Origin of the sequence: Streptomyces sp. SID8374 (genome assembly GCF_009865135.1) — a bacterium.
GTDB lineage: Bacteria > Actinomycetota > Actinomycetes > Streptomycetales > Streptomycetaceae > Streptomyces.
The window spans coordinates 348,785-369,670 of sequence record NZ_WWGH01000001.1; the positions used below are offsets into that span (position 1 = coordinate 348,785).

The 20,886-nt window shown below is 71.5% G+C and carries 17 protein-coding genes and 1 pseudogene; 9 read left to right on the forward strand and 9 right to left on the reverse strand.

Annotated features, from left to right (window positions below; translation table 11 throughout):
• Positions 1–191: 191 nt before the first annotated feature.
• The 6 genes from GTY67_RS01475 to GTY67_RS01500 all read left to right on the forward strand — a co-directional run bounded on the left by GTY67_RS01475 (position 192) and on the right by GTY67_RS01500 (position 5,583).
• Entirely contained in the window at positions 192–1,406 is a 1,215-nt protein-coding gene (locus tag GTY67_RS01475; RefSeq protein WP_161277510.1) for a cytochrome P450, read from the forward strand.
• A 50-nt stretch (positions 1,407–1,456) separates the two neighbouring features.
• A complete protein-coding gene (locus GTY67_RS01480; RefSeq protein ID WP_161279925.1) occupies positions 1,457–2,125 on the forward strand; it encodes a TetR/AcrR family transcriptional regulator in 669 nt (222 codons plus the stop codon).
• On the forward strand, positions 2,122–2,322 hold the full coding sequence (locus GTY67_RS01485) for a ferredoxin (protein ID WP_093694245.1): 201 nt from the start codon (positions 2,122–2,124) through the stop codon (positions 2,320–2,322). The genes GTY67_RS01480 and GTY67_RS01485 overlap by 4 nt, the downstream gene beginning before the upstream one ends.
• On the forward strand, positions 2,319–3,512 hold the full coding sequence (locus tag GTY67_RS01490) for an FAD-dependent oxidoreductase (RefSeq protein ID WP_161277511.1): 1,194 nt from the start codon (positions 2,319–2,321) through the stop codon (positions 3,510–3,512). Before GTY67_RS01485 ends, GTY67_RS01490 begins: the two co-directional genes overlap by 4 nt.
• A gap of 44 nt (positions 3,513–3,556) precedes the next feature.
• A complete protein-coding gene (locus tag GTY67_RS01495; RefSeq protein WP_237502536.1) occupies positions 3,557–4,789 on the forward strand; it encodes a cytochrome P450 in 1,233 nt (410 codons plus the stop codon).
• A gap of 260 nt (positions 4,790–5,049) precedes the next feature.
• Positions 5,050–5,583 carry an EF-hand domain-containing protein gene (locus GTY67_RS01500; RefSeq protein ID WP_093694243.1) on the forward strand — a complete coding sequence of 178 codons (534 nt, stop codon included), beginning with the start codon at positions 5,050–5,052 and terminating at the stop codon, positions 5,581–5,583.
• A gap of 67 nt (positions 5,584–5,650) precedes the next feature.
• On the opposite strand, the gene GTY67_RS01505 is transcribed toward GTY67_RS01500, so the two are convergent.
• The 8 genes and pseudogenes from GTY67_RS01505 to GTY67_RS01540 all read right to left on the reverse strand — a co-directional run bounded on the left by GTY67_RS01505 (position 5,651) and on the right by GTY67_RS01540 (position 13,740).
• The gene (locus GTY67_RS01505; RefSeq protein ID WP_161277512.1) at positions 5,651–6,067 is read right to left on the reverse strand and encodes an acyl-CoA thioesterase; all 417 of its coding nucleotides are present in this window, start codon (positions 6,065–6,067) and stop codon (positions 5,651–5,653) included.
• A gap of 76 nt (positions 6,068–6,143) precedes the next feature.
• Positions 6,144–6,659, reverse strand: a pseudogene (locus tag GTY67_RS01510) (hypothetical protein); the annotation flags it as partial.
• 35 nt (positions 6,660–6,694) lie between these two features.
• Complete coding sequence (locus tag GTY67_RS01515; RefSeq protein WP_161277513.1) at positions 6,695–7,789, reverse strand: aldose epimerase family protein; 1,095 nt, start codon at positions 7,787–7,789, stop codon at positions 6,695–6,697.
• 29 nt (positions 7,790–7,818) lie between these two features.
• Positions 7,819–8,838 (reverse strand): LacI family DNA-binding transcriptional regulator, encoded by a 1,020-nt coding sequence (locus GTY67_RS01520; protein WP_093694241.1) that lies wholly within the window; start codon positions 8,836–8,838, stop codon positions 7,819–7,821.
• Between the two features lie 59 nt (positions 8,839–8,897).
• A complete protein-coding gene (locus tag GTY67_RS01525) occupies positions 8,898–9,944 on the reverse strand; it encodes an ABC transporter permease (RefSeq protein ID WP_093694240.1) in 1,047 nt (348 codons plus the stop codon).
• The gene (locus tag GTY67_RS01530) at positions 9,941–10,915 is read right to left on the reverse strand and encodes an ABC transporter permease (RefSeq protein WP_093694239.1); all 975 of its coding nucleotides are present in this window, start codon (positions 10,913–10,915) and stop codon (positions 9,941–9,943) included. The genes GTY67_RS01525 and GTY67_RS01530 overlap by 4 nt, the downstream gene beginning before the upstream one ends.
• The gene (locus GTY67_RS01535) at positions 10,912–12,522 is read right to left on the reverse strand and encodes a sugar ABC transporter ATP-binding protein (RefSeq protein WP_093694238.1); all 1,611 of its coding nucleotides are present in this window, start codon (positions 12,520–12,522) and stop codon (positions 10,912–10,914) included. Before GTY67_RS01535 ends, GTY67_RS01530 begins: the two co-directional genes overlap by 4 nt.
• Before the next feature lie 132 nt (positions 12,523–12,654).
• Positions 12,655–13,740: an ABC transporter substrate-binding protein gene (locus GTY67_RS01540; protein ID WP_109167089.1), complete on the reverse strand. Its 1,086-nt coding sequence runs from the start codon at positions 13,738–13,740 to the stop codon at positions 12,655–12,657.
• Positions 13,741–14,368: 628 nt separating this feature from the next.
• Here GTY67_RS01540 and GTY67_RS01545 point away from each other — a divergent pair.
• Entirely contained in the window at positions 14,369–16,813 is a 2,445-nt protein-coding gene (locus GTY67_RS01545) for an RICIN domain-containing protein (RefSeq protein ID WP_161277514.1), read from the forward strand.
• A 58-nt stretch (positions 16,814–16,871) separates the two neighbouring features.
• Positions 16,872–19,223, forward strand: a complete 2,352-nt coding sequence (locus tag GTY67_RS01550; protein WP_161277515.1) for an AbfB domain-containing protein — start codon at positions 16,872–16,874, stop codon at positions 19,221–19,223.
• 134 nt (positions 19,224–19,357) lie between these two features.
• Here GTY67_RS01550 and GTY67_RS01555 read toward each other — a convergent pair whose 3' ends face one another.
• The gene (locus GTY67_RS01555) at positions 19,358–20,314 is read right to left on the reverse strand and encodes a dienelactone hydrolase family protein (protein ID WP_161277516.1); all 957 of its coding nucleotides are present in this window, start codon (positions 20,312–20,314) and stop codon (positions 19,358–19,360) included.
• 143 nt (positions 20,315–20,457) lie between these two features.
• Here GTY67_RS01555 and GTY67_RS01560 point away from each other — a divergent pair, with 143 nt between their 5' ends.
• The gene (locus GTY67_RS01560; protein WP_093694233.1) at positions 20,458–20,838 is read left to right on the forward strand and encodes a MerR family transcriptional regulator; all 381 of its coding nucleotides are present in this window, start codon (positions 20,458–20,460) and stop codon (positions 20,836–20,838) included.
• Positions 20,839–20,886 lie beyond the last annotated feature (48 nt).

The following is a 20,886-nucleotide window of genomic DNA, read 5'->3' on the forward strand; positions in this document are numbered from 1 at the left end:
CGGCCGGTCGGGCGGCGCGGGACCCGGTCGTACGGGGGCCGGTCGCGGCGGATGTCTCTCGCATCCGCCCAGCCTAGAAGGCCGTCCGGCGGATCCCAGCCGTTCACCCATACTTTTAAGTCAGTCGATTGACTTAACTGCGGGAATGCACTTGGCTGATCTTCGCCAGCACGGAATCCGAGGAGGCATGTGTGACCGATGTGCGAGATGCCATCAGCTACCCCATCGCGGCTCCGGAGGCCCTTGCCCCGCCCGCGGAGTGGCAGGAGCTGCGCAGCACCTGCCCGGTCGCCCGGGTGACGTTCCCCAGCGGCGACGAGGCGGCTCTGCTGACGCGGTACGAGGACGTCAGGGCGGCTCTCTCCGACCCGAGGCTGAGCCGGGAAGGGCTGGCCTCGCCGGACGCCGCACGGGTGTCGGCCGGTGAGGCGGAGGGCATTTTCAGCAGCCCCATGGCCAGGGCCCTCAACGACGAGGGGCATGAGCGCTGGCGGCGGATGGTCGGCAAGTGGTTCACCGCCAGGCGGATGGCGGCACTGAAGCCCGGCATGGAGGCCATGGCGGACCGGATGGTCGACGACATGCTGGACCACGGCTCCCCGGCGGACCTGGTGGAGCACCTCGCCTTTCCGCTGCCGGTCTACGTCATCTGCGCCATGCTCGGTGTGCCGGAGAGCGACCGTGACCTGTTCAAGGCGTGGTCGGACACCTTCCTCAACATGACGAAGTACACCCGCCCGGAGACCGAGGCCGCGCACGGCGCGTTCGCCGAGTACATGAGGGGTCTCATCGCCCGAAAGCGCGAGGCGCCGGGCGACGATCTGCTCAGCCGGCTCATGGACGGGGCCGACGCCGACGGCCGGCCGATGTCCCACGACGGCCTGGTGGCCACCGGGCAGGCGCTGCTGCTGGCGGGGCACGAGACCACCGCGGGGTTCATCTCGATGATGACCGCCCACCTCCTCTCCGACCGGACCCGCTGGGAACGGCTGCTGGCGGACCCGTCGCTGATCCGCTCCGCCGTGGAGGAGGTGCTCCGCTACGACGCCAACGGCAGCGGTTTCGGCATGCTCCGCTATGTGCACGAGGACATCGAACTGGCGGGTGGCACGGTGCGGCGCGGCACCACCGTGGTGTGCAGCATGGCCTCGGCCAACCGGGACGAGCGCGCCTGGGAGAACGCGGACTCCATGGACCTCGGGCGCTCCCCCAACCCCCATCTCACCTTCGGCGCGGGACCCCACTCGTGTCTCGGCCAGCCGCTGGCCCGCACCGAGTTGCAGGCGGTGCTCGGCGTGCTGCTCCGGCGCCTGCCCACTCTGGAACTCGCCGTCGAACCGGGCGAGTTGCAACGCCACGAGGGCATGCTCACCACGCCCCTGCGTGAACTGCCGGTGCGCTGGTGAGCCGGGCAGCGGCCCGCACCGGGCGGGCGGCCGGGACCCGCGAGGCGATCATGGCCGCGGCCGAGCGGCTCTTCGCGGAGCAGGGGCTGTCCGCCGTGTCGAACCGCCAGATCGCCGAGGCGGCGGGCCAGGGCAATGTGACGGCCGTCAGCTACCACTTCGGCAGCCGGACCGAACTCGTCCGCGCCATCATGACCAAGCACGGCGAGCAGGTGGAGCTGATCCGCGGGCAGCATGTGTCGGCCGCTTCGGCCGGAGGGAACGGGGCGGACGTACGGGTCTGGGTGAGCTGCCTGGTCCGCCCGGTCACCGAGCACCTGGCCTCGCTCGGCTCCCCCTCCTGGCAGGCGCGGTTCGCCGTCCAGGTCATGACGGACCCCCTGATGCGCGCCCTGGTCACCGACGAGGCCCTCACCCGCCCTCATCTGCTCCAGACCCTCGACGGACTCGGCCGCTGCCTGGACGACGGCCTTCCCTCCCCCGTACGGGCCGATCGCGGGACCATGGCCCGCCATCTGATCACCCACACCTGCGCGGAACGTGAACGCGCCCAGGCCGACGGGCTCGTACCGTCCTCGGCCACCTCCTGGCAGGAGACGGCCGACGCGCTGTGCGACGCGATCACCGGACTGCTCACCGCCCCCGTCACCTCCCTCCGTCCCGAGAGCTCCCCCACCCCGAAGAGCTCCCCCCACCCAAGGAAGCAGGACCCCGCATGAAGATCACGGTCGATGAGGAAAAGTGCTGCGGCGCAGGCCAGTGCGTGCTGATCGCGCCCGAGGTGTTCGACCAGCGTGAGGACGACGGCATCGTCATCCTCCTGGACGCCGAGCCTCCGGCGGACCAGCACGCCGCCGTCCGCGAGTCCGCCGAGGTCTGCCCCGCGCTCGCCATCCACATCGGTGAGGGTTCGTGAACCCGCCCTCGACCGTCCTGGTCGCCGGTGCCGGGGCCGCCGGGCTCACCACGGTGGAGGCCTTGCGCCGCAAGGGTTTCGCGGGCCGGATCACCGTACTGGGAGCGGAGGGCCCAGCTCCGTACGACCGGCCGCCGCTCTCCAAGCAGGTGCTCGCCGGAACGTGGGACGCCGAACGCGCCCAGTTGCGTACGCGGGAAGCACTCGACGCACTGGACGCCGACTTCCGGCTCGGCGAGGCGGCGGTCTCCCTGGACGCGGCCGCGCGGACCGTGACCACCTCGGCCGGGCGGACGCTCGGCGCGGACGCCGTCGTGCTGGCGACCGGGCTGCGCCCGCGAACGCTCCCCGGAGCGGCGGGAGTCGGCGGCGTCCATGTGCTGCGGACCCTGGCCGACGCGCAGGCGCTGCGCGGCGAGCTGCTCACCGCGTCCGCTGTCGTGGTGGTCGGCGACGGCGTCCTGGGCAGTGAAGTCGCCGCGACCGTACGGCAGATGGGGCCCGCCGTCACGCTGGTGGGGCCTCAACCGGCCCCCATGGCCGCCCAGATCGGGGCCTCGACGGCACAACACCTCGCCGCTCTGCACCACAGGCACGGGGTCGAACTGCGCGGCCGGACCCTGATGGACGGGCTGGTCACCGAGGGCGGCCGGGTGCGCGGGGTGCGGCTGGTCTCCGGCGAGAGCGTCCCGGCCGATCTCGTCGTGGCGGCGGTCGGCTCCACTCCGGCCACCGACTGGCTGACGGGCAGCGGCCTGCGGGCCCTGGACGGGGTGGTGTGCGACTCCCGTTGCCGCGCGGCGGAGGGCATCTACGCGGTCGGGGACGTGGCCCGCTGGCACCACGAGGTGCTGGGTACCTCCCTCCGGCTGGAGAACCGGACGAACGCGGCCGAGCAGGCCCTCGTCGTCGCCGCGAACATCCTCGGCGAGGACCGCCCGTACACGCCGGTCCCCTACTACTGGAGCGACCAGTTCGACGTGAAGATCCAGGTCTACGGCGCACCGACGCCCGAGGCCGAGGCGCACGTCGTGGAGGGCTCCCCCGAGGAGGGGCGGTTCGTCGTCCGCTTCACACAGGGGGACGCCACCGTCGGCGTGCTCGGCTGGAACATGCCCAAGCAGGCCCGCCTCCACCGGCAGACGCTCCTGGAGCGGTACGTCCGCCCCTCCGCACCGACCCCGCTGTGAGAGGTGCCTCCGCACCTCTCCCCCCACCGCACCGGAGGAAGACCTTGACCACCGATTCCACGACCACCGCCCCCACCGGGCTCCCCGACTTCCCCCAGCCCCGCTCGGCCAAGTGCCCCTTCGACCCCTCTCCGGAGATGCGCGCGCTGAGCGACCACGGCCCCCTCACCCGGGTCCGGTCGTGGGGCGGCACCACCCCCTGGGCGGTGACCGGCCACGCCGAGCAGAAGGCCCTGCTCTCGGACCCCCGGCTCAGCGCGGAGTTCTCCCGCCCCGGCTTCCCCAGCCCCGTCGACCCGCGGCACGCGCACGCGGGCGGCACCGACCTCAGCTTCGTCGGGATGGACGACCCCGAACACGCCCGCCTGCGCCGCATGGTCAGCGGCGCGTTCACCGTCAAACGGGTCGAGGCGATGCGCCCCCTCGTGCAGCGGATGGCCGACGACCACATCGACCGGCTCCTGGCCGGCCCCAACCCGGCCGACCTCGTGACGGCCCTCGCCCTGCCGATCCCGTCCCTGGTCATCTCGGAGATGCTCGGAGTCCCCTACAGCGACCACGAGTTCTTCCAGACCAACAGCAAGACCCTGGTCTCGGCCGTCGCGACGGCCGAGGAACGCGGCTTGGCCCACCGCAGCCTCGTCGACTACCTCCACCAGCTCGTCGGCGAGAAACAGGCCAAGCCCGGGGACGACCTGCTCTCGGCGTTCGCCCGGCGGATCGAGGCCGGGGAGCTGACCCGTGCCGAGGCCGCCACCATGGGCGTCCTGCTGCTCCTCGGCGGCCACGAGACCACGGCCAACATGATCAGCCTCGGCACGCTGCTGCTCCTGGACCACCCCGACCAGCTCGCCCGCATCCGCGACACCGACGACCCGTCCGTCGTCGCCACCGCCGTGGAGGAGTTGCTGCGCTACCTCTCCATCGTCCATCTGGGGCGCCGCAGGACAGCGGTGGAGGACATCGAGGTCGGCGGCACCACCATTCGCGCGGGTGACGGGGTGATCCTCCTCGGCGAGCTGGCCAACCGCGACCCCGCCGTCTTCCCCGACCCCGACCGGCTCGACATCACCCGCAACGCCCGCCTGCACCAGGCGTTCGGTGCCGGGACCCACCACTGCGTCGGCCAGCCCCTGGCCAGGATGGAGCTCCAGGTCATCTACCCGACGCTCTTCCGGCGGATCCCCACCCTGCGGGCCGCCGAGGAGAGGGACCGTATCCCCTTCAAGTACGACGCGGTCGTCTACGGCCTGCACGCGCTGCCCGTCACCTGGTAGCGACGCCGAGGTCTGCTTCCGTACAGGAGCGAGGTCTCCTTCTGTACGGAAGCGCCGACCGCACTCCCGCCGCCCGCACCGGGGCGTGCGGGAGCGCGGCGTTCCGGCGTCTGCCTCAACTCGACGTTTAGGCGCGGGCAGTTCCGTCCTTCAGGTGAAAGGGCTACCGCTTTCGCCGTGCCCGGGGCTCTTCGGCCGGACAGTGGGTGGGCCGACCGGGCTCCGGTCGGCGGGACCGTACGGTGAAAGCTGACGGATTCATGACCACTGAGGCCACCCGGCGGGTCGCGCTCGTCTTCTCCCTGTTCGACGCCAACGCCAACGGCGTCCTGGAGGCCGACGACTTCGACCTCATGGCCGAACGCGTCGTGCGGGAGGCGCATGCGTCGGACCAGGCGGCGAAGGACGCGATGCGTGCGGCGTTCCGGCGGTACTGGACGACCCTGCTCACCGAACTCGACGCCAACGGGGACGGGGAGATCAGCTTCGAGGAGTTCAGCGCCTGCGTGCTGTCGCCGGAGCGGTTCGACGCGACGGTCGCCGTGTTCGCCGAGGCGCTGGCCGCGCTCGGCGACCCGGACGGCGACGGCCTGATCGAAAGGCCCCTGTTCATGGCGCTGATGAAGGCGATCGGGTTCGAGCCCGCCAACATCGACGCCCTCTTCGACGCGTTCGAGCCGACCGACGGCGACCGGATCCGGGTGGAGACGTGGGTCGCCGGGATCAAGGACTACTACGCACCCGGAAAGGCCGGCATCCCCGGCGACCACCTGGTCGTCGGCACCCCCGTATGACCGCACGCCCCTGACCGGTGGACGCCCCGCCCTTGAGGGCGGGGCGTCCACCGCTCCCGTCCGCACGTCAGCCGGTCAGCAGGTCCGGGTTGCCCGCCAGCGCGGCCAGACGGCCCTGCGGGTCCGGGACGAGGCGGCGTGCGGCCAGGTCGAGGACGCCGGCCACCCCGGTGATCTCGGCGGCCACGGTGCCGTCCTCCTTGATGATCTGCTGCTCCAGGGTGAACGTCTTCCCGGTGCCGTAGTCGAAGCGGCAGGTGACCCGTACCCGCTCCCCGCCCCGCAGCTCGCGCAGGTACTTCACGGTGACCTCCAGCTGCACCGGGCCGACCCCGTCGGCCAGCAGCTTCTCCTGGGGGAGCCCGGCGGCCCGCAGCAGCTCCCAGCGGGCGTGTTCGGCGTACTGGAGGTAGACGGCCTGGTTGAGATGGCCCTGGGTGTCGAGTTCGTAGCCGCGCACGGTCACGTCAACGGAGAAGGTCATGCCCGTGCGAACGCCTCCGCCCGGCGGTCCATTCCGATGATCCGGTCCTGCCCGACGGTGTTCACCCGCAGGCGCCTCACCCCGCGACCCGCCGCACCGTGCGCAGCAGGTACTCCTTGCGGTGCGGCGGGTCGTGGTCGGTGCGCGGGCGGTCCGGGGCCGGGCCGGTCACCGGGCGAGGACCAGGGCCAGGGCGCCGAAGGTGTCGGTGGGCAGCTCCAGGCGGAAGCGGTGCACCGGCTCGTACACCTGGGTTCCGGCCCGGCGCAGCGCGTCGACGCGCAGGCCGACGGTGGCGAGGAAGGGGTTGGGGTCCGTGTCGATGGACTCGGCGGCCGCCCCCGTACCGACGGGCCGTTCCAGGCAGATCGTCGCGGTCTCGCGGAGGGTGACGTCCACGCCGAACTCGTCGGCCCGGGTCGCCTGGATGACCTCCTTCTGCACCTCCCCGTAGAGCGAGAGGGACACCTCGTCGCCGATGCGGATGTCGGCCAGCGGTCCGGTCGACCTTGAACACCGTGCCCCGGGCGGGTGCTTCCGGGTCCCCCGTGGCGGCGGGCAGCAGGGTACTCACGCCGTCGATCAGGGCGTCGGCAGTTCGTCGTTGTGCGGCTTGCGGGGAGTGGATCAGAGGGCTGCGGAGGGCCGCAACCGGCTTGCCTTCCCGTGCAGATGTGGAAAGCGCCATTCGGTGCGGCTGCGCAGGGTTTCACCGGGGCGCAGCACGGTGCTGGGGTGGGCCGGGCGGTTGGGTGAGTCGGGCAGGTGCTGGGTCTCCAGGCAGAGCGACCCGTGGCGTTCGTGGCGGTGGCCGGTGCCGTCGGTGAACGCGCCGTCGAGTTGGTTGGCGGTGTAGACCTGGAGACCGGGTTCGGTGGTCCACAGCTCCAGGGTGCGCCGGTCGCCGGGGGCGGTGAGGCGGGCGGCGCGGCGGAGGGTGCCGGGGGCCTGGTCGCGCAGCACCCAGCAGTGGTCGAAGCCTCCGGCCAGGGCGAGTTGGGGGTGGGGGCGGGAGAGGACGTTCCGTATCGGCTGCGGGGTGGTGAGGTCGAACGGGGTGCCGGTGACCGGGGCCGGCGGGCCTTCGGGGATGGAGCCTGCGTCGACCGGGAGGTAGTGGTCGGCGTCGACCTGGAGGGTGTGGCCGAGGATGTCGTCGGCGCCGAGGTTGAGGTAGGCGTGGTTGGTGAGGTTGACGACGGTGGGCCGGTCGGTGACGGCCGTGTACTCCAGGGCGAGCGTGCCGTCGGTGTCCAGGGTGTAGGTGGCGGTGACGTCGAGTGCGCCGGGGAAGCCCATGTCGCCGTCGGGGCTGTGCAGGGTGAGGCGGAGGATTGCGGCGGAGTCCGTACGGTCGGGGGCCGCCGCCCAGACCTTGGTGTGGAAGCCTTCGGGGCCGCCGTGCAGGGCGTGGCCCCGGTCGTTGGCGGGGATGTGGTGCGTGGTGCCGTCGAGGGTGAAGCGGCCGTGGGCGATGCGGTTGGCGTACCGGCCGACGATCGCCCCGAAGTAGGGGTTCTTGTCGGTGTAGTCGTCGAGGGCGGGCAGCGAGCGGACCACCGGGCCGGGAACGCCGGCGGTGTCCGGCACGGTGAGGCTGTGCAGGACACCGCCGTAGCTGAGGATCTCGGCCCGTACGCCGGTGCCGGAGTCGAGGGTCCAGAGGTCGGTCTCGCTCTGCCCGTGGGCGCGGCCGAACGGTTTGCGGTGCACGGTGGGCATGAGGAGTCCTTGGGGGGTGCGGACGACGTCTAGCGGGACTGGCGGGGTCCGGTGGATTCGCGGACGACGAGGCGGTAGCCGGGGCGCGGCCGCCGGGGTTCGGCGACCGGGGTGCCGGCGAGACGTTCGACGAGGCTGTCGACGGCGAGCCGGGCGATGGCCGCCTTGTCGGGCGCGATGGTGGTGAGGGTGGTGGTCCCGTAACGGCTCTCCTCGATGTCGTCGAAGCCGACGACGGCGATGTCGCCCGGGATGGTGAGGCCGCGTTCGGTGATGGTGCGCATGGCGCCGATCGCGATCATGTCGTTGTACGCGAACACGGCGTCGGGCCGCTCGCCCCGGTCGAGGAGCGAGGCCATGGCGGCGGCGCCGTCCTCCCTCCCGTAGCCGTCGGTGACGACCACGAGGGACTCGTCGGGTGCGATGCCGGAGGCGGCCAGCTCTTCGCGCCAGCCGCGCAGCCGGAGGTGGGCGGGCTGGCGTTCCTGTCCGGTACGGGAGCCGAGGAAGGCGATCCGGCGGTGGCCGAGGGCGATGAGGTGGGCGACGGCCTCGCGGGCTGCGGCCACGTTGTCGATGGCGATGTGGTCGTAGGGCGCCTCGTACTCCCGCTCGCCCAGCAGCACCAGCGGTGCCGTCTCCGTACGGGCCATCAGGTCCTCGGTCTCCAGGTGGATGGGGCTGAGGATGAGCCCGTCGATGACGTGGGACCGGAACCCCTGGCTGACCAGCAGCTCCTTCTCGCGCAGGCCGCCGGTGTGGTCGACCAGGACCGTGTAGTCGTGCCGGGCGGCCGCGTCGACGACCTCACCGGCCAGCTCCGCGAAGTACGGGTTGCCGAACTCGGGCACCGCCAGCGCGATGATCCCGGTGCGGCCCTTGCGCAGATGGCGGGCGGTGAGGTTCGGCCGGTAGCCGAGCTCGTCGATCGCCTGCTGCACCTTGGCCCGCATCTTGGGGGTGACGTGCTGGTAGTTGTTGACCACGTTCGACACGGTCTTGATGGACACGCCCGCCCGTTGAGCTACGTCCTTGAGGCTGACGCCCACGGCACTCCTTGTACTCGGTTCGACTCGTCGCTGACCCGGTCCGTACGGTCCCGTCCGGTTCAGGTGGTTCTCCGGCTGCGCGCGAGGTAACGCTGCGCCACCACGACAACGATAAGGAAGCCACCGCTGACCACCGACTGGTACGAGGAGTTGAGCGAGCCGATCTGGTTGATGAGGTTCTGGATGACGGCGAGCAGCAGGACGCCCCAGAGGGTGCCGCTGATGGACCCGGCGCCGCCGATGAGGAGCGTGCCGCCGATGACGACCGCGGAGATGGCGTCCAGCTCCATGCCGACGCCGACGATGGTGACCCCGGAGGAGAGCCGGGCGGCGTTCAGTGCTCCGGCGAGCCCGGCGAGCAGTCCGCTGAGGGTGTAGACGAGGATCTTCGTACGGGCGACGGGCAGGCCCATCAGGGTGGCCGCGTCGCTGCTGCCGCCGACGGCGAACAGGGTCTGCCCGAACGAGGTCCGCTGGAGCAGCAGCCCGCCGGCCCCGAAGAGGACGAGGGCGATGAGGATCGGATAGCCGAAGCCCCAGACGCTGCCCTGGCCGAGTTCGGCGAAGGCGGAGTCCTTGGGGACCAGGTAGGTGGTGGCGCCCTCGTCGGTGAAGGCGAGGAGCATGCCGCGCGCCGCGAGGAGGGAGGCGAGCGTGACGATGAAGGGCGCCATGTTCGCGCGGGCGATGAGGAGGCCGTTGACCAGCCCGATCGCCCCGCAGACCACGAGCGGTACGAGCAGCGCGGCGAGGAAGCCCCACTGCGAGGCCCAGGCCGCCAGGACGCCCCCGAGGGCGAAGACGGAGCCCACGGAGAGGTCGATGCCGCCGGTGATGATGACCAGCGTCATGCCGAGGGCGACGATGGCGAGGAAGGATGCCTGGACGGTGACGCCGCGCGCGTTGTCGACGCTGGCGAAGGTCGGGTAGACGAACGAGGCGATGAGGATCACGGTCAGCAGGACCGCGAGGACGCCTTGTCGCTGGACGAGTTCGCCGATGCGGGAGCCGGTGGAGCGCTCGGGCCGGGGTTCGGGGCGCGAGGGGGCGTTCTTGAGCGGCGCCGGCACCTGGGGGGCCGGGGCGGCGGGTGTGGTGTTCTTCATCGGGACCGACGCTCCCGGGCGACGTAGACGGCGGCGATGATGATGGCCGCCTGGGCGATCTGTGCGGTGGAGTCGGGCAGGTCGTGCTTGACGAGGGTGGCGCGCAGCAGCTGCATCAGCAGGGCGCCGGCGACGGTGCCGAGCACCCGGATGGAGCCGCCGTTGAGCGGGGTGCCGCCGACGACGACGGCCGTGATGGCGGAGAGCTCCATGAGGGTGCCGAGCGAGGACGGGTCGCTGGCGGTGAGCCGGGCGGTGGCGAGGATCCCGGCGAGCGCGGCCATCGTGCCGCAGAGGATGTAGACGCCGATCAGGACGCGTTTGACGGGCAGTCCGGAGAGCCCGGCGGCAGCCCGGTTGCCGCCGATGGCGACGATCTGGCGGCCGAAGGTGGTGCGCTGCACCAGGAACGCGACGGCCAGCGCGAGCACGCCCGCGATGAGCACGACGAACGGGATGCCGAGGAAGGAGCCGGTGCCGAGCGCCAGGATGTCCGGGTTGACGATCTGCTTGAGCTGACCGTCCGCCATGACGAGGGCCAGACCCCGGCCGCCGACGAACAGGGCGAGGGTGGCGACGATGGGTTGCAGCCCGACGAGCGAGACGAGCGTCCCGTTGATCGCGCCGACGACCGCTCCGGCCAGCAGGGCGATCAGGAGCGCGGGCACCAGTCCGTAACCGAGGTAGAGCGGCAGCAGGGCGGCCGCGAGCGCCATGGTGGAGCCGACGGAGAGGTCGATGCCCTCGGTGCCGATGACCAGGGCCATGCCGAGCGCGACGATGACGATGGGGGCGACCTGGACGAGCTGGGTGCGCAGGTTGTCGGCCGTCATGAAGTGCTCGGTGAACAGGGCGTTGAAGAGCAGGACGACGGCGACGGCCGCGTACACGCCGTACTCCTGGTACCAGGCGGGGTCGCGCAGCCGGGCCAGGGGCTTCGCGGGGCGTGGCAGGGTGGCCTGGGTGGTCATCGGGGGTCCTCCTGGCCGGCCGCGTGGCTGGGGTCGGCAGGCTCGGCGGCGGGCGTGTGGTCGGCGAGCACTTCGAGGAGGCGGCTCTCCTCCACCTCGTCACCGGCGAGTTCACCGGCGACGGCGCCGCCCCGCAGGACGACGATGCGGTCGGCGCCCTCGATCAGCTCCTCGATGTCGGAGGAGATCAGCAGCACGGCGAGGCCTTCGCGGGCGAGGTCGTCGATGAGGCTCTGCACCTCGGCCTTGGCACCGACGTCGATGCCCCGGGTGGGCTCGTCGAGGAGCAGCACCTTGGGTTCCAGGCAGAGCCAGCGGGCGAGGAGCACCTTCTGCTGGTTGCCGCCGGAGAGTTCGCCGACCTTCTGCTCGGGGCTGGATGCCTTGATCCGCAGCCTCTCCATGAAGATGTCGACGATCCGGTCCTGCTTCTCGCGGGAGACGATCCCGGCGCGGGAGAGCCGGGGCATCGCGGCGAGCACGATGTTCTCGCGTACGGAGAGCTGCGGGATGATCCCCTCCGCCTTGCGGTCCTCGGGGAGCATGCTGATGCCCGCGCGGATCGCGGCGGCCGGGGTGGGGCGGCCGATGCGCTTGCCGTCGACGGTGATCTCGCCACCGTCCAGGGGCAGCGCGCCGGTCAGCGCCTTGGCGGTCTCGCTGCGCCCGGAGCCCAGCAGCCCGCCGAGTCCCAGCACCTCACCCCCGTACAACTGGAGTGATATGTCGTGCAGTTGGTGGCGGCGGTCGAGGCCGGTGGCGGTGAGGACCGGGGTGCGGGCCACGTCGTGCCCGGTGGCGTCGAAGCTGGTCAGGCCCTCGCGGCGGACCTCGGCGAGGTCGCGGCCGAGCATCATCGAGACGAGCCGCATCCGGTCCAGGTCGGCCAGGTCGCCGGTGTGGATGTGGCGGCCGTCGCGCAGGACGGTGACCCGGTCGCAGATGCGGTAGAGCTCGTCCATGCGGTGGCTGACGTAGAGGACGGCGATGCCCTGGCCGCGCAGGTTCTCGATGACCCGGAAGAGGGTCTCGACCTCGCGGGGCTCCAGGGATGAGGTGGGTTCGTCCATGATGACGACCTGGGCCTGTACGGAGACGGCGCGGGCGAGCGCGACCATCTGCTGGGTGCCGATGCCCAGGGTGTGCAGGGGGCGCTTGGGGTCGACGCGGACGCCGAAGCCGTCGAGGAGTTCGGTGGTCTCGCGGTTCATCCGGGCGAAGTCGATGAGGCCGAAACGGTTCTTCGGCTCGCGGCCCAGGAAGATGTTGCGCGCCACGCTCATCAGCGGGACGAGGTTCACCTCCTGGTAGATGGTGGAGATCCCGGCCTGCTGTGCCTCGAAGGGCCGGGCGAAGCGGACGGGCGTACCCGCGACCCGCACCTCGCCCTCGTCGCACTGGTAGACGCCGGTCAGCACCTTGATGAGGGTGGACTTGCCGGCCCCGTTCTCGCCGACGAGCGCGTGGGTCTCCCCGGCGCGCAGCGAGAAGGAGACGTCGTCCAGGGCGACGACGCCGGGGAACCGCTTGCTGACCGAGCGGGCTTCGAGCACGGGGTCCGCGACGGCGGTCTCCGCGTGCCGGGGTGTCGCTTCGGTGGGTGCCATGGATCCTGGCCTTCCGGTGTTGCTTCCGGTCTTACGGGAGGCCAGGGACGGCGGCCTTCCGGTGGTACGGGAACGGGGGCCGGGCCGCCGTGAGCGCGCGGGGCGTCGCGGCGGCCGGCCGTCCGGTCGGGGTCAGTAGGCTCCGCCGAGCGAGTCCTTGGCGTTGGCCTCGTCGTACTCCCGGTCGGTGATGATCACGTTTTCCGGGATCTCCTCACCGGCGTAGAACTTCTGCGCGGTGGCGAAGGCGAGCGGGCCGAAGCGCGGGTTGGACTCGATGACCGCGTTGTACTCGCCGTTGGCCAGGGCCTGGACGGCGTTGCGGGTGCCGTCGACCGAGACGATCTTGACGTCCTTGCCGGGCTTCTTCCCGGCGGCCTTGATCGCGGTGAGGGCGCCGAGGCCCATCTCGTCGTTCTCCGCGTAGACGGCGGTGATGTCGGGCTTGGACTGGATGAGCTGCTCCATGACCTGCTGGCCCTTGTCGCGGGCGAACTCGCCGGTCTGCTGGGCGACGATCTCCAGGCCGGGGGCCTCGGCCTTGACCTGGTCGACGAAGCCCTTGGTGCGGTCGGTGGTGACGTTGTTGCCGGAGGCGCCGAGCAGGATCGCGACCTTGCCCTTGCCGCCGGTCACCTTGATCATCGCGTCGGCGGCGCGCTTGCCCTGCTCCACGAAGTCGGAGCCGAGGAAGGCCACATAGTCCTTGCAGGCGGTGGAGTTGACCTTGCGGTCGATGGTGAGGACGGGCACCTTCTTGGCCGCCGCCGCCTTCAACGCGGGCTCCAGACCGTCGGAGTTGAGCGGCGCGACGATGAGGAACTGGGCGCCCTGCGACAGCATGTCCTGGATGTCGCTGATCTGCTTGGAGAGCTGGGACTGGGCGTTGGTGGTGAGGAGCTTCTTGACGCCGATCTTCTTCGCCTCGTCCTTGATGGACTGCGTCTCGGCGATCCGGAACGGGTTGGCCTCCTTCTCCGACTGGGAGAAGCCGACCACGGCGTTCTTCAGGTCCAGCTTCGGCGCGCCGTAGGTCTCCAGCGAGCAGCCCGAACCGGAGGTGGAGTCGGGGGACTTGGCTTCCTGGGCGCCCTGGCTGCTGTCGCCGCCCGCGTTGTTCGAGGTCTCCGACTTGGCGCAGCCGGCGGCGGCCAGCGTGGCGGTGGCGGCGAGGAGGCAGGCCACGGCGAGGGTACGGGGTCGACGCTGGATCATCATGCGCGGAACGCTCCTTGGCGGGTTGACGGCACGCGCGGCGGCGTGCGGTCGGGCATGCGGGACGAGGCATGGGCCGCGCGGCGGCTGCTGCCACTGCACTCCTCACGGCCCTGCTCCGACGTGCGGGAACAGCGGTCGCGAGAGCCTGGTCGGGCTGTCGGCGGCTCGGTTTACAACGTTATATATGCGGTGCGGCACGGGCGGCAAGAGTGGGGCCGGTGCGTTTCCAAAATGTGTCGGCCACCCGACGGGGCGCCCCGACGGGGCCCGTACGGCAATCGACCCGCCGTACGGCAACGGGTCCTGCGCACCCTCTGGACAGCCGCCCGGCACCGTGCTGTCATACCGCCGGACGCCATATTTCCAACGTTGCAAGAACGGATGCCGTACGCCGGACCGCCCGCGCCACGGCGACCTTCGGCATGCGCTCACCGCACGTCCGCTCCTCGCGCCCGACCGGCCGCCCCGCCGCTCCCCCGGCCGGGCGGCCCCCGCACCAGGTTCGCGCACCACGCCCCGCACGCCCCGCCCTGCACCAGCCCCGCGCACCCGCACCGCGCGCGGCCACCACCCCCACCGAGCCGACCGCAGCTCAGGCGGCCCCCGGCTCAGAGCAGGAGCCGTACCGATGCCCCTGAACCGCAGGCAGCTCATCACCACCGCCGTGGCCACCGCCGTAGCCACCGGCACGACGAGCCGGTGGGCCACCGCCGCGACGCCCGGGCGCCACCGGATCGCGGCTGCCCCCGGCGGCCACTACTCCCCCAACGCCGCTCCCCTCCATCCGACCGCGTTCCTCAAGCTGCCGCCGGGCAAGGTGAAGGCGCGCGGCTGGCTGGCGGGTCAACTCCGGCTCCAGCTGGAGGGGTTGTGCGGCCGGTACGAGGAGTTCTCGCACTTCCTGGACTTCACGGCGACCGGCTGGGTCCGCCCCGACCGCAGCGGCTGGGAGGAGGTCCCGTACTGGCTGCGCGGATACGCCGACCTCGCGATCGTCACCGGGGACGAGGCCGCCCTGGCCACCACCCGCCGCTGGATGGACGCGATCCTCGCCACCGGGCAGAGCGACGGCTTCTTCGGCCCCAAGACGCTGCGGACCTCGCTCAACGGCGGCCCGGACTTCTGGCCGTTCCTGCCGCTGATCCAGACGCTGCGCTCCTGGCAGGAGTACAGCGGCGACACCCGGATCATCCCGTTCCTCAGCCGCTTCTTCCGCTACATGGACGCCCAGGGTCCGGGCGCCTTCAACACCAGCTGGATCGCCCTGCGTTGGGGCGACGGCCTGGACAGCGCGATGTGGCTCTACAACCGGACCGGCGACGCCTTCCTCCTGGGCCTGATCGACAAGATCCACCGGTACGGGGCCGACTGGGGCGACAACCTGGCCAACCCGCACAACGTCAACATCGCCCAGGGCTTCCGCGAACCGGCCCAGTTCGCGCTGCGGAGCGGCTCGGCCACCGACACCCGCAACACCTACGGCACGTACGCGAAGGCCATGGACACCTACGGCCAGTTCCCCGGCGGCGGGTTCGCCGGGGACGAGAACGCCCGGCCCGGCCACGGCGACCCGCGCCAGGGGTTCGAGACCTGCGGGATCGTCGAGTTCATGGCCAGCCACCAGCTGCTCACCCGCATCACCGGGGACCCGCTGTGGGCGGACCGGTGCGAGGAGCTGGCGTTCAACTCCCTCCCGGCGTCGCTGGATCCATCGGGAAAGGCCGTCCACTACATCACCTGCGCCAACAGCGTGGACCTGGACAACGCCCCCAAGCGCGACCGCCAGTTCCAGAACCCGTTCGCGATGCTGGCGTACCTGCCGGGCGTCGACCAGTACCGCTGCTGCCCGCACAACTACGGTATGGGCTGGCCCTACTTCACCGAGGAGCTGTGGCTCGCCACCCCGGACGGCGGGCTCGCGGCGGCGATGTACGCGCCGAGCGAGGTGAGCGCGAAGGTCGCGGACGGCACGGAGGTGACGTTCACCGAGGAGACCGGCTACCCCTTCACGGACACGGTCACCCTCTCCCTCACCGCGCCGAAGCCGCTGCGCTTCCCCCTGGTCCTGCGCGTCCCGGCCTGGTGCGCGGCCCCCGAGATCCGCGTCAACGGGCAGCGGGTCGCCGCCCCCGCCGGCCCGGCCTTCACCCGGATCGACCGCACCTGGTCCGGCGGCGACCGGGTCACCCTGCGGCTGCCGCAGCGGACCGCCGTACGGGCCTGGGCGGAGAACCACGGTTCCGTCAGCGTGGACCACGGGCCGCTGACGTACTCGCTCCGGATCGGTGAGCGGTACGAACGGATCGGCGGCAGCGATACGTTCCCGGAGTACGCGGTCCACGCCACGAGCCCCTGGAACTACGGCCTCGTCCTGGATCCGGACCGCCCCACCGCGGACCTGCGCCACCGCTCCACGGGCCGCGCCCCCGGCGACAACCCGTTCACGTCGGAGACCACCCCGCTCAGCATGACCGCCCGGGCCCGCCGAATCCCGGAGTGGACGGCGGACGACGAGCACGTGGTCGCGCCCCTCCAGCCGAGCCCGGCGCGCTCCACGGAGCCGGTCGAGGAGGTCACGCTCGTCCCGATGGGCGCGGCGCGGCTGCGGATCACGTCGTTCCCGACCGCCGCGCCGGACGCGGAACCGTGGCTGGCGGACCGCTGGTACCGGATCGCCAACCGCCACTCCGGCAAGGTGCTCGGCGTGGACGGCATGTCCACCGCCAACAGCGCCCACGTCGTGCAGTTCGGTGACACGGGCACGGCGGACCACCTGTGGCGGCTGGTGGCCAACGGCGACGGCTGGTACCGCATCCGCAACCGGCACTCCGGCAAGGTGCTGGGCGTCGACCTGATGTCCACCGCGAACAGCGCGCACGTCGTGCAGTTCGACGACAACGACACCGCCGACCACCTCTGGCAGCTCGTTCCGGACGGGGGCGGCTGGTACCGCGTCCGCAACCGGAACTCGGACAAGGTGCTCGGCGTGGACGGGATGTCCACGGCCGACAGCGCCCATGTCGTCCAGTACGACGACAACGGAACGGCCGACCACCTGTGGCGGCTCCTCTGAGACCTCCCCCGGCGTACCGCACCCCCTCCCCGTACAACCGAAGAAGGGATGTTCAGCCATGCACCCAGCACCCGCACCCCGCCCCCGCACCTGGTGGCGGAGATTAACGGCCACCACCGGCCTCCTCGCCCTGGTGGCCACCGCTCTCGTCTCCAGCGGCACCTCCCCGGCCGCCGCCGCGCCCGCAGCCTGGACGCCGAAGCCGGCGCCCATGACGACGCCGTGGACGAACCAGGTCCCGGTGGACAAGCCGCTGCCGGAGTATCCGCGCCCGCAGCTGACCCGCCCCGACTGGACGAACCTCAACGGCATCTGGGACTTCGCGGTCACCGGCCGTGACGCGGGGCAGCCCGCCACCTTCCCGGAGCAGATCCGCGTCCCGTTCGTCGCCGAGTCCGCGCTCTCCGGCATCCAGCGCCGGATCACCGAGAACGACAAGCTCTGGTACAAGCGGACCTTCACCGTCCCAGCCAACTGGAACAACCGCCGGGTGAAGCTCCACTTCGGGGCCTCCGACTGGCAGACCACGGTCTGGGTCAACGGCACCCAGGTCGGCGCGCACAAGGGCGGCTTCGACTCGTTCGCGTACGACATCACACCGCAGCTCAACGGCGGTACGAACACCGTCGTGGTCTCCGTCTACGACCCGAGCCAGACCGGCGGCCAGGCGGTCGGCAAGCAGCGCATCAGCGATGTGAAGCCGCACCCGGGCGGCGGGATCTTCTACACCGCGGCCTCCGGCATCTGGCAGACGGTCTGGCTGGAACCGGTCGCCTCCGCCCACATCACCCGCCTGGACATGACGCCGAACCTGGGCAACAGCACGCTCCGGGTGCGGGTCCAGACGGCCGGTGCGGCGGGCCGGAGCGCCCGGATCACCGTCTCCAACGGCGATACGGTGGTGGGCTCGGCGACCGGCCCGGTGGGCGGGGAGATCTCCGTACCGGTTCCGAACCCGCGGCTGTGGAGCCCCGAGGACCCGTTCCTCTACGACGTGCGGGCCGACCTCCTCGACGGCTCGGCCGTCACCGACACGGTGGGCAGCTACACCGGTATGCGGTCGGTGGGCCTCGCCAAGGTCGACAACATCCTGCGGCCGGTGCTCAACGGGAAGTTCGTGTTCCAGACCGGCACGCTGGACCAGGGCTACTGGCCGGACGGCATCTACACCGCGCCGAGCGACGAGGCGCTGAGGTACGACCTCCAGGCGCACAAGGACCTCGGGTTCAACATGGTCCGCAAGCACATCAAGGTGGAGCCGCAGCGGTGGTTCTACTGGGCGGACCGGCTGGGGCTGCTGGTCTGGCAGGACATGCCGTCGATGGACACCGGCAAGGTCCCGGACGGGCCGTCGCGCACCCAGTGGGAGGCGGAGTACCGGGCGGTCATCGACCAGCACCGCAGCTCGCCCTCGGTGGTCATGTGGGTGAACCAGAACGAGGGGTGGGGCCAGTACGACCAGGCCCGGATCGCCGACGAGGTCAAGGCGCAGGACCCCTCGCGCCTGGTCAACAACATGAGCGGGGTCAACTGCTGCGGCTCGGTCGACGGCGGCAACGGTGACGTGGTCGACAACCACATCTACGTCGGCCCCGGCAACACCGCCCCGACCGCCACCAGGGCCGCCGTGCTGGGCGAGTTCGGCGGTCTCGGCTACAAGGTGCCGGGCCACGAGTGGTACCCGGGCGGCGGGTTCAGCTACGAGGACCAGCCGAGCATCGCGGCCCTCAACAACCGCTTCGTCGGCCTCCTCGACGCCATCCGGATCGGCCAGCTCCCCGCCGGGCTCTCCGCGTCGGTCTACACGGAGATCACGGACGTCGAGAACGAGGCGAACGGACTGCTGACCTACGACCGCCAGGTCGTCAAGGTCGACACCGCCCGGGTCAAGGCCGCCAACCAGGCCCTCATCCAGGCGTCCCGCACCCCCGCTCCCCCGGTGACGCTGCCCACCGGCCAGTTCACGTCCCTGCGGGTCACGACGCCGGGACACACCACCAAGCACCTGCGCCACTACGACTCCCTGGCCTTCACCGAGGTGGTGAACAGCGGGAGTCCGGCCGTGCTGAAGGCGGACGCCACCTGGAAGATCGTCACCGGCCTCGCCAACAGCAACTGCTACTCCTTCGAGTCCCGGAACTACCCCGGCGAGTTCCTCCGCCACCGGGACTTCCGGGTCCGGCGCGACGCCAACGACAACTCCGCGCTGTTCAAGGCGGATGCGACCTGGTGCGCGGTCGCGGGCAACGGCGGGGTGCGGTTCACCAGCGCCAACCTGCCGGGCAGCTATCTGCGCCACATCGACTCGGAGGTGTGGCTGGCCACCCCGGGCGGCGGCCGGGCCTTCGACAACCCGGCCCTGTTCACCGAGGACACGACGTGGGCGGTGGACGCTCCCTGGGCTCCGTGACCTCAGAAGGACGGTGACCGGCGGGCCCGGCAGCGGCGGAGCGTCCTTCCGTCGGTGCCGGGCCCGTCATCGTTCCGCCCCTTGGCCGTCACTGCCGGGCCCGGCATCATTCCGCCCCGGGCCGTCGGGGCGGGTCACTTCGACTCCAGCCTCCCCAGCGGGTGGGTGTCCCGGGCGAGGGCGGCTCGGGCCGCTGTCCAGGCGCCGCTGTCGAGGCCGGTGACATGGCGCAGGTAGGCGAGGGTGACCCGCTGGACCAGGGCCACCCGCTCAGGGCTCTCGTCGGTGGTCTCCGCCGACGCGTAGCCGGAGATGCCGCCGAGGAAGTGCTCACCGTCGAAGACGGTGAGCAGGTGCTTGTCACCGGAGCTCAGCATGTACGGGTCGGTCGTCCAGGCCGGGCCACGGGTGGAGAGCGGCAGTTCGTCCGCGTCCCCGGCGACCACCAGGGTCGGCGCCGCTATGTGGGAGAAGTCCTGGTCCCGCAGCCAGGGCAGGTTCTTCCGGGCGAAAGGGGTCAGGCTCTCCCCGCCCCGGCCGGCGGTGGCCAGCAGGACGGCCGCCCCGACCCGGGGGTCGGACAGATCCTCCGCGATCCCGGTGTCCGGGTCGGCAACCCGCAGCCCGGCCAGGAGGCCCGCCGTCTGCCCGCCGAAGGAGTGCCCGGCGGCCACGACCCGGCCGTGATCCGCCCGCCCGGCCAGGCCGGGGACGGCGGCTTCCAGCGCGTCCAGCTCGTCGAGGATCCGCTTCATGTCCCGCACCCGGTGGCGCCACAGCTGCGGCCTGCGGGGGTCGTCCGCCGGGAGGCTCAGCCGCCGGGAGTCGAGATGGTCCGCCTGGATCACGACGAACCCGTGGGCGGCCCAGTGGTCGACCAGGGGTGCGTAGCCGTCCAGGTTCGAGCCGAACCCGTGCGCGAAGAGGACGACCGGCAGGTCCTTCCCCGTAACCGGGGCGGATACGCGTACACGCAGATCCGCACCTCGTCCGGGTGCGGGCAGCACGATCGGCTTCACGGAGACGATCTCGGTGGCGGCGGGAGCTTCGGCCTCAAGTGCTTCGGTCTTCGCGGGGGCTGAGCGGGTCATGGTTCCGTGCCTCTCCCAGGTTCGTTGCGCTGACGGCGTGCGTCTCTCGTGGAGACGTACACGCGTTACGCTAAAACCTGACGTTGACGTCAAGGGCAAGCCCGCCGAGGCGCCGGCCGACGGGGTGGAGAGGGAGAAATCGGATGCGCATCGGAGAACTCGCCGCCCGGACCGGCGTCAGCACCAGGGCCCTGCGCTACTACGAGGAACAGGACCTGCTGGTCTCCGACCGCAGCCCCAGCGGCCAGCGCCGCTATCCCGAGAGCGCGGTCGAGCGGGTGGAGCTGGTCCAGCAGCTCTACGCCGCCGGGCTCTCCAGCAGGACCATCGTCGCGTTGCTGCCGTGCGTCGTGGACGGCAGCGCCACCCCCGGACTCATCCAGCGACTGGCCGCCGAGCGCGACCGGATCGATCAGCGCCTCGCCGACCTGACCCGGGCCCGGAACCGGCTGGATTCCGTCATCACCGCCGCCTCCGACAACCTGGTCTCCGGCCGGTCCTGCCGACCGGAGACCGGAAGGTGAGCGGGCGGAGGCCCGCCCCCGGCGCCGAGGCTTCCGGCGTCGGGAGCG

What these genes read in the sequence shown, in the direction of transcription:
- GTY67_RS01550 (WP_161277515.1), top strand. Translation starts at nt 16,872, where the DNA reads ATGCACCCAGCACCCGCACCCCGCCCCCGCACCTGGTGGCGGAGATTA.
- GTY67_RS01560 (WP_093694233.1), top strand. Translation starts at nt 20,458, where the DNA reads ATGCGCATCGGAGAACTCGCCGCCCGGACCGGCGTCAGCACCAGGGCC.
- GTY67_RS01480 (WP_161279925.1), top strand. Translation starts at nt 1,457, where the DNA reads ATGGCCGCGGCCGAGCGGCTCTTCGCGGAGCAGGGGCTGTCCGCCGTG.
- GTY67_RS01555 (WP_161277516.1), bottom strand. Translation starts at nt 20,314, where the DNA reads ATGACCCGCTCAGCCCCCGCGAAGACCGAAGCACTTGAGGCCGAAGCT.
- GTY67_RS01535 (WP_093694238.1), bottom strand. Translation starts at nt 12,522, where the DNA reads ATGGCACCCACCGAAGCGACACCCCGGCACGCGGAGACCGCCGTCGCG.
- GTY67_RS01485 (WP_093694245.1), top strand. Translation starts at nt 2,122, where the DNA reads ATGAAGATCACGGTCGATGAGGAAAAGTGCTGCGGCGCAGGCCAGTGC.
- GTY67_RS01525 (WP_093694240.1), bottom strand. Translation starts at nt 9,944, where the DNA reads ATGAAGAACACCACACCCGCCGCCCCGGCCCCCCAGGTGCCGGCGCCG.
- GTY67_RS01505 (WP_161277512.1), bottom strand. Translation starts at nt 6,067, where the DNA reads ATGACCTTCTCCGTTGACGTGACCGTGCGCGGCTACGAACTCGACACC.
- GTY67_RS01545 (WP_161277514.1), top strand. Translation starts at nt 14,369, where the DNA reads ATGCCCCTGAACCGCAGGCAGCTCATCACCACCGCCGTGGCCACCGCC.
- GTY67_RS01515 (WP_161277513.1), bottom strand. Translation starts at nt 7,789, where the DNA reads ATGCCCACCGTGCACCGCAAACCGTTCGGCCGCGCCCACGGGCAGAGC.
- GTY67_RS01540 (WP_109167089.1), bottom strand. Translation starts at nt 13,740, where the DNA reads ATGATGATCCAGCGTCGACCCCGTACCCTCGCCGTGGCCTGCCTCCTC.
- GTY67_RS01530 (WP_093694239.1), bottom strand. Translation starts at nt 10,915, where the DNA reads ATGACCACCCAGGCCACCCTGCCACGCCCCGCGAAGCCCCTGGCCCGG.
- GTY67_RS01500 (WP_093694243.1), top strand. Translation starts at nt 5,050, where the DNA reads ATGACCACTGAGGCCACCCGGCGGGTCGCGCTCGTCTTCTCCCTGTTC.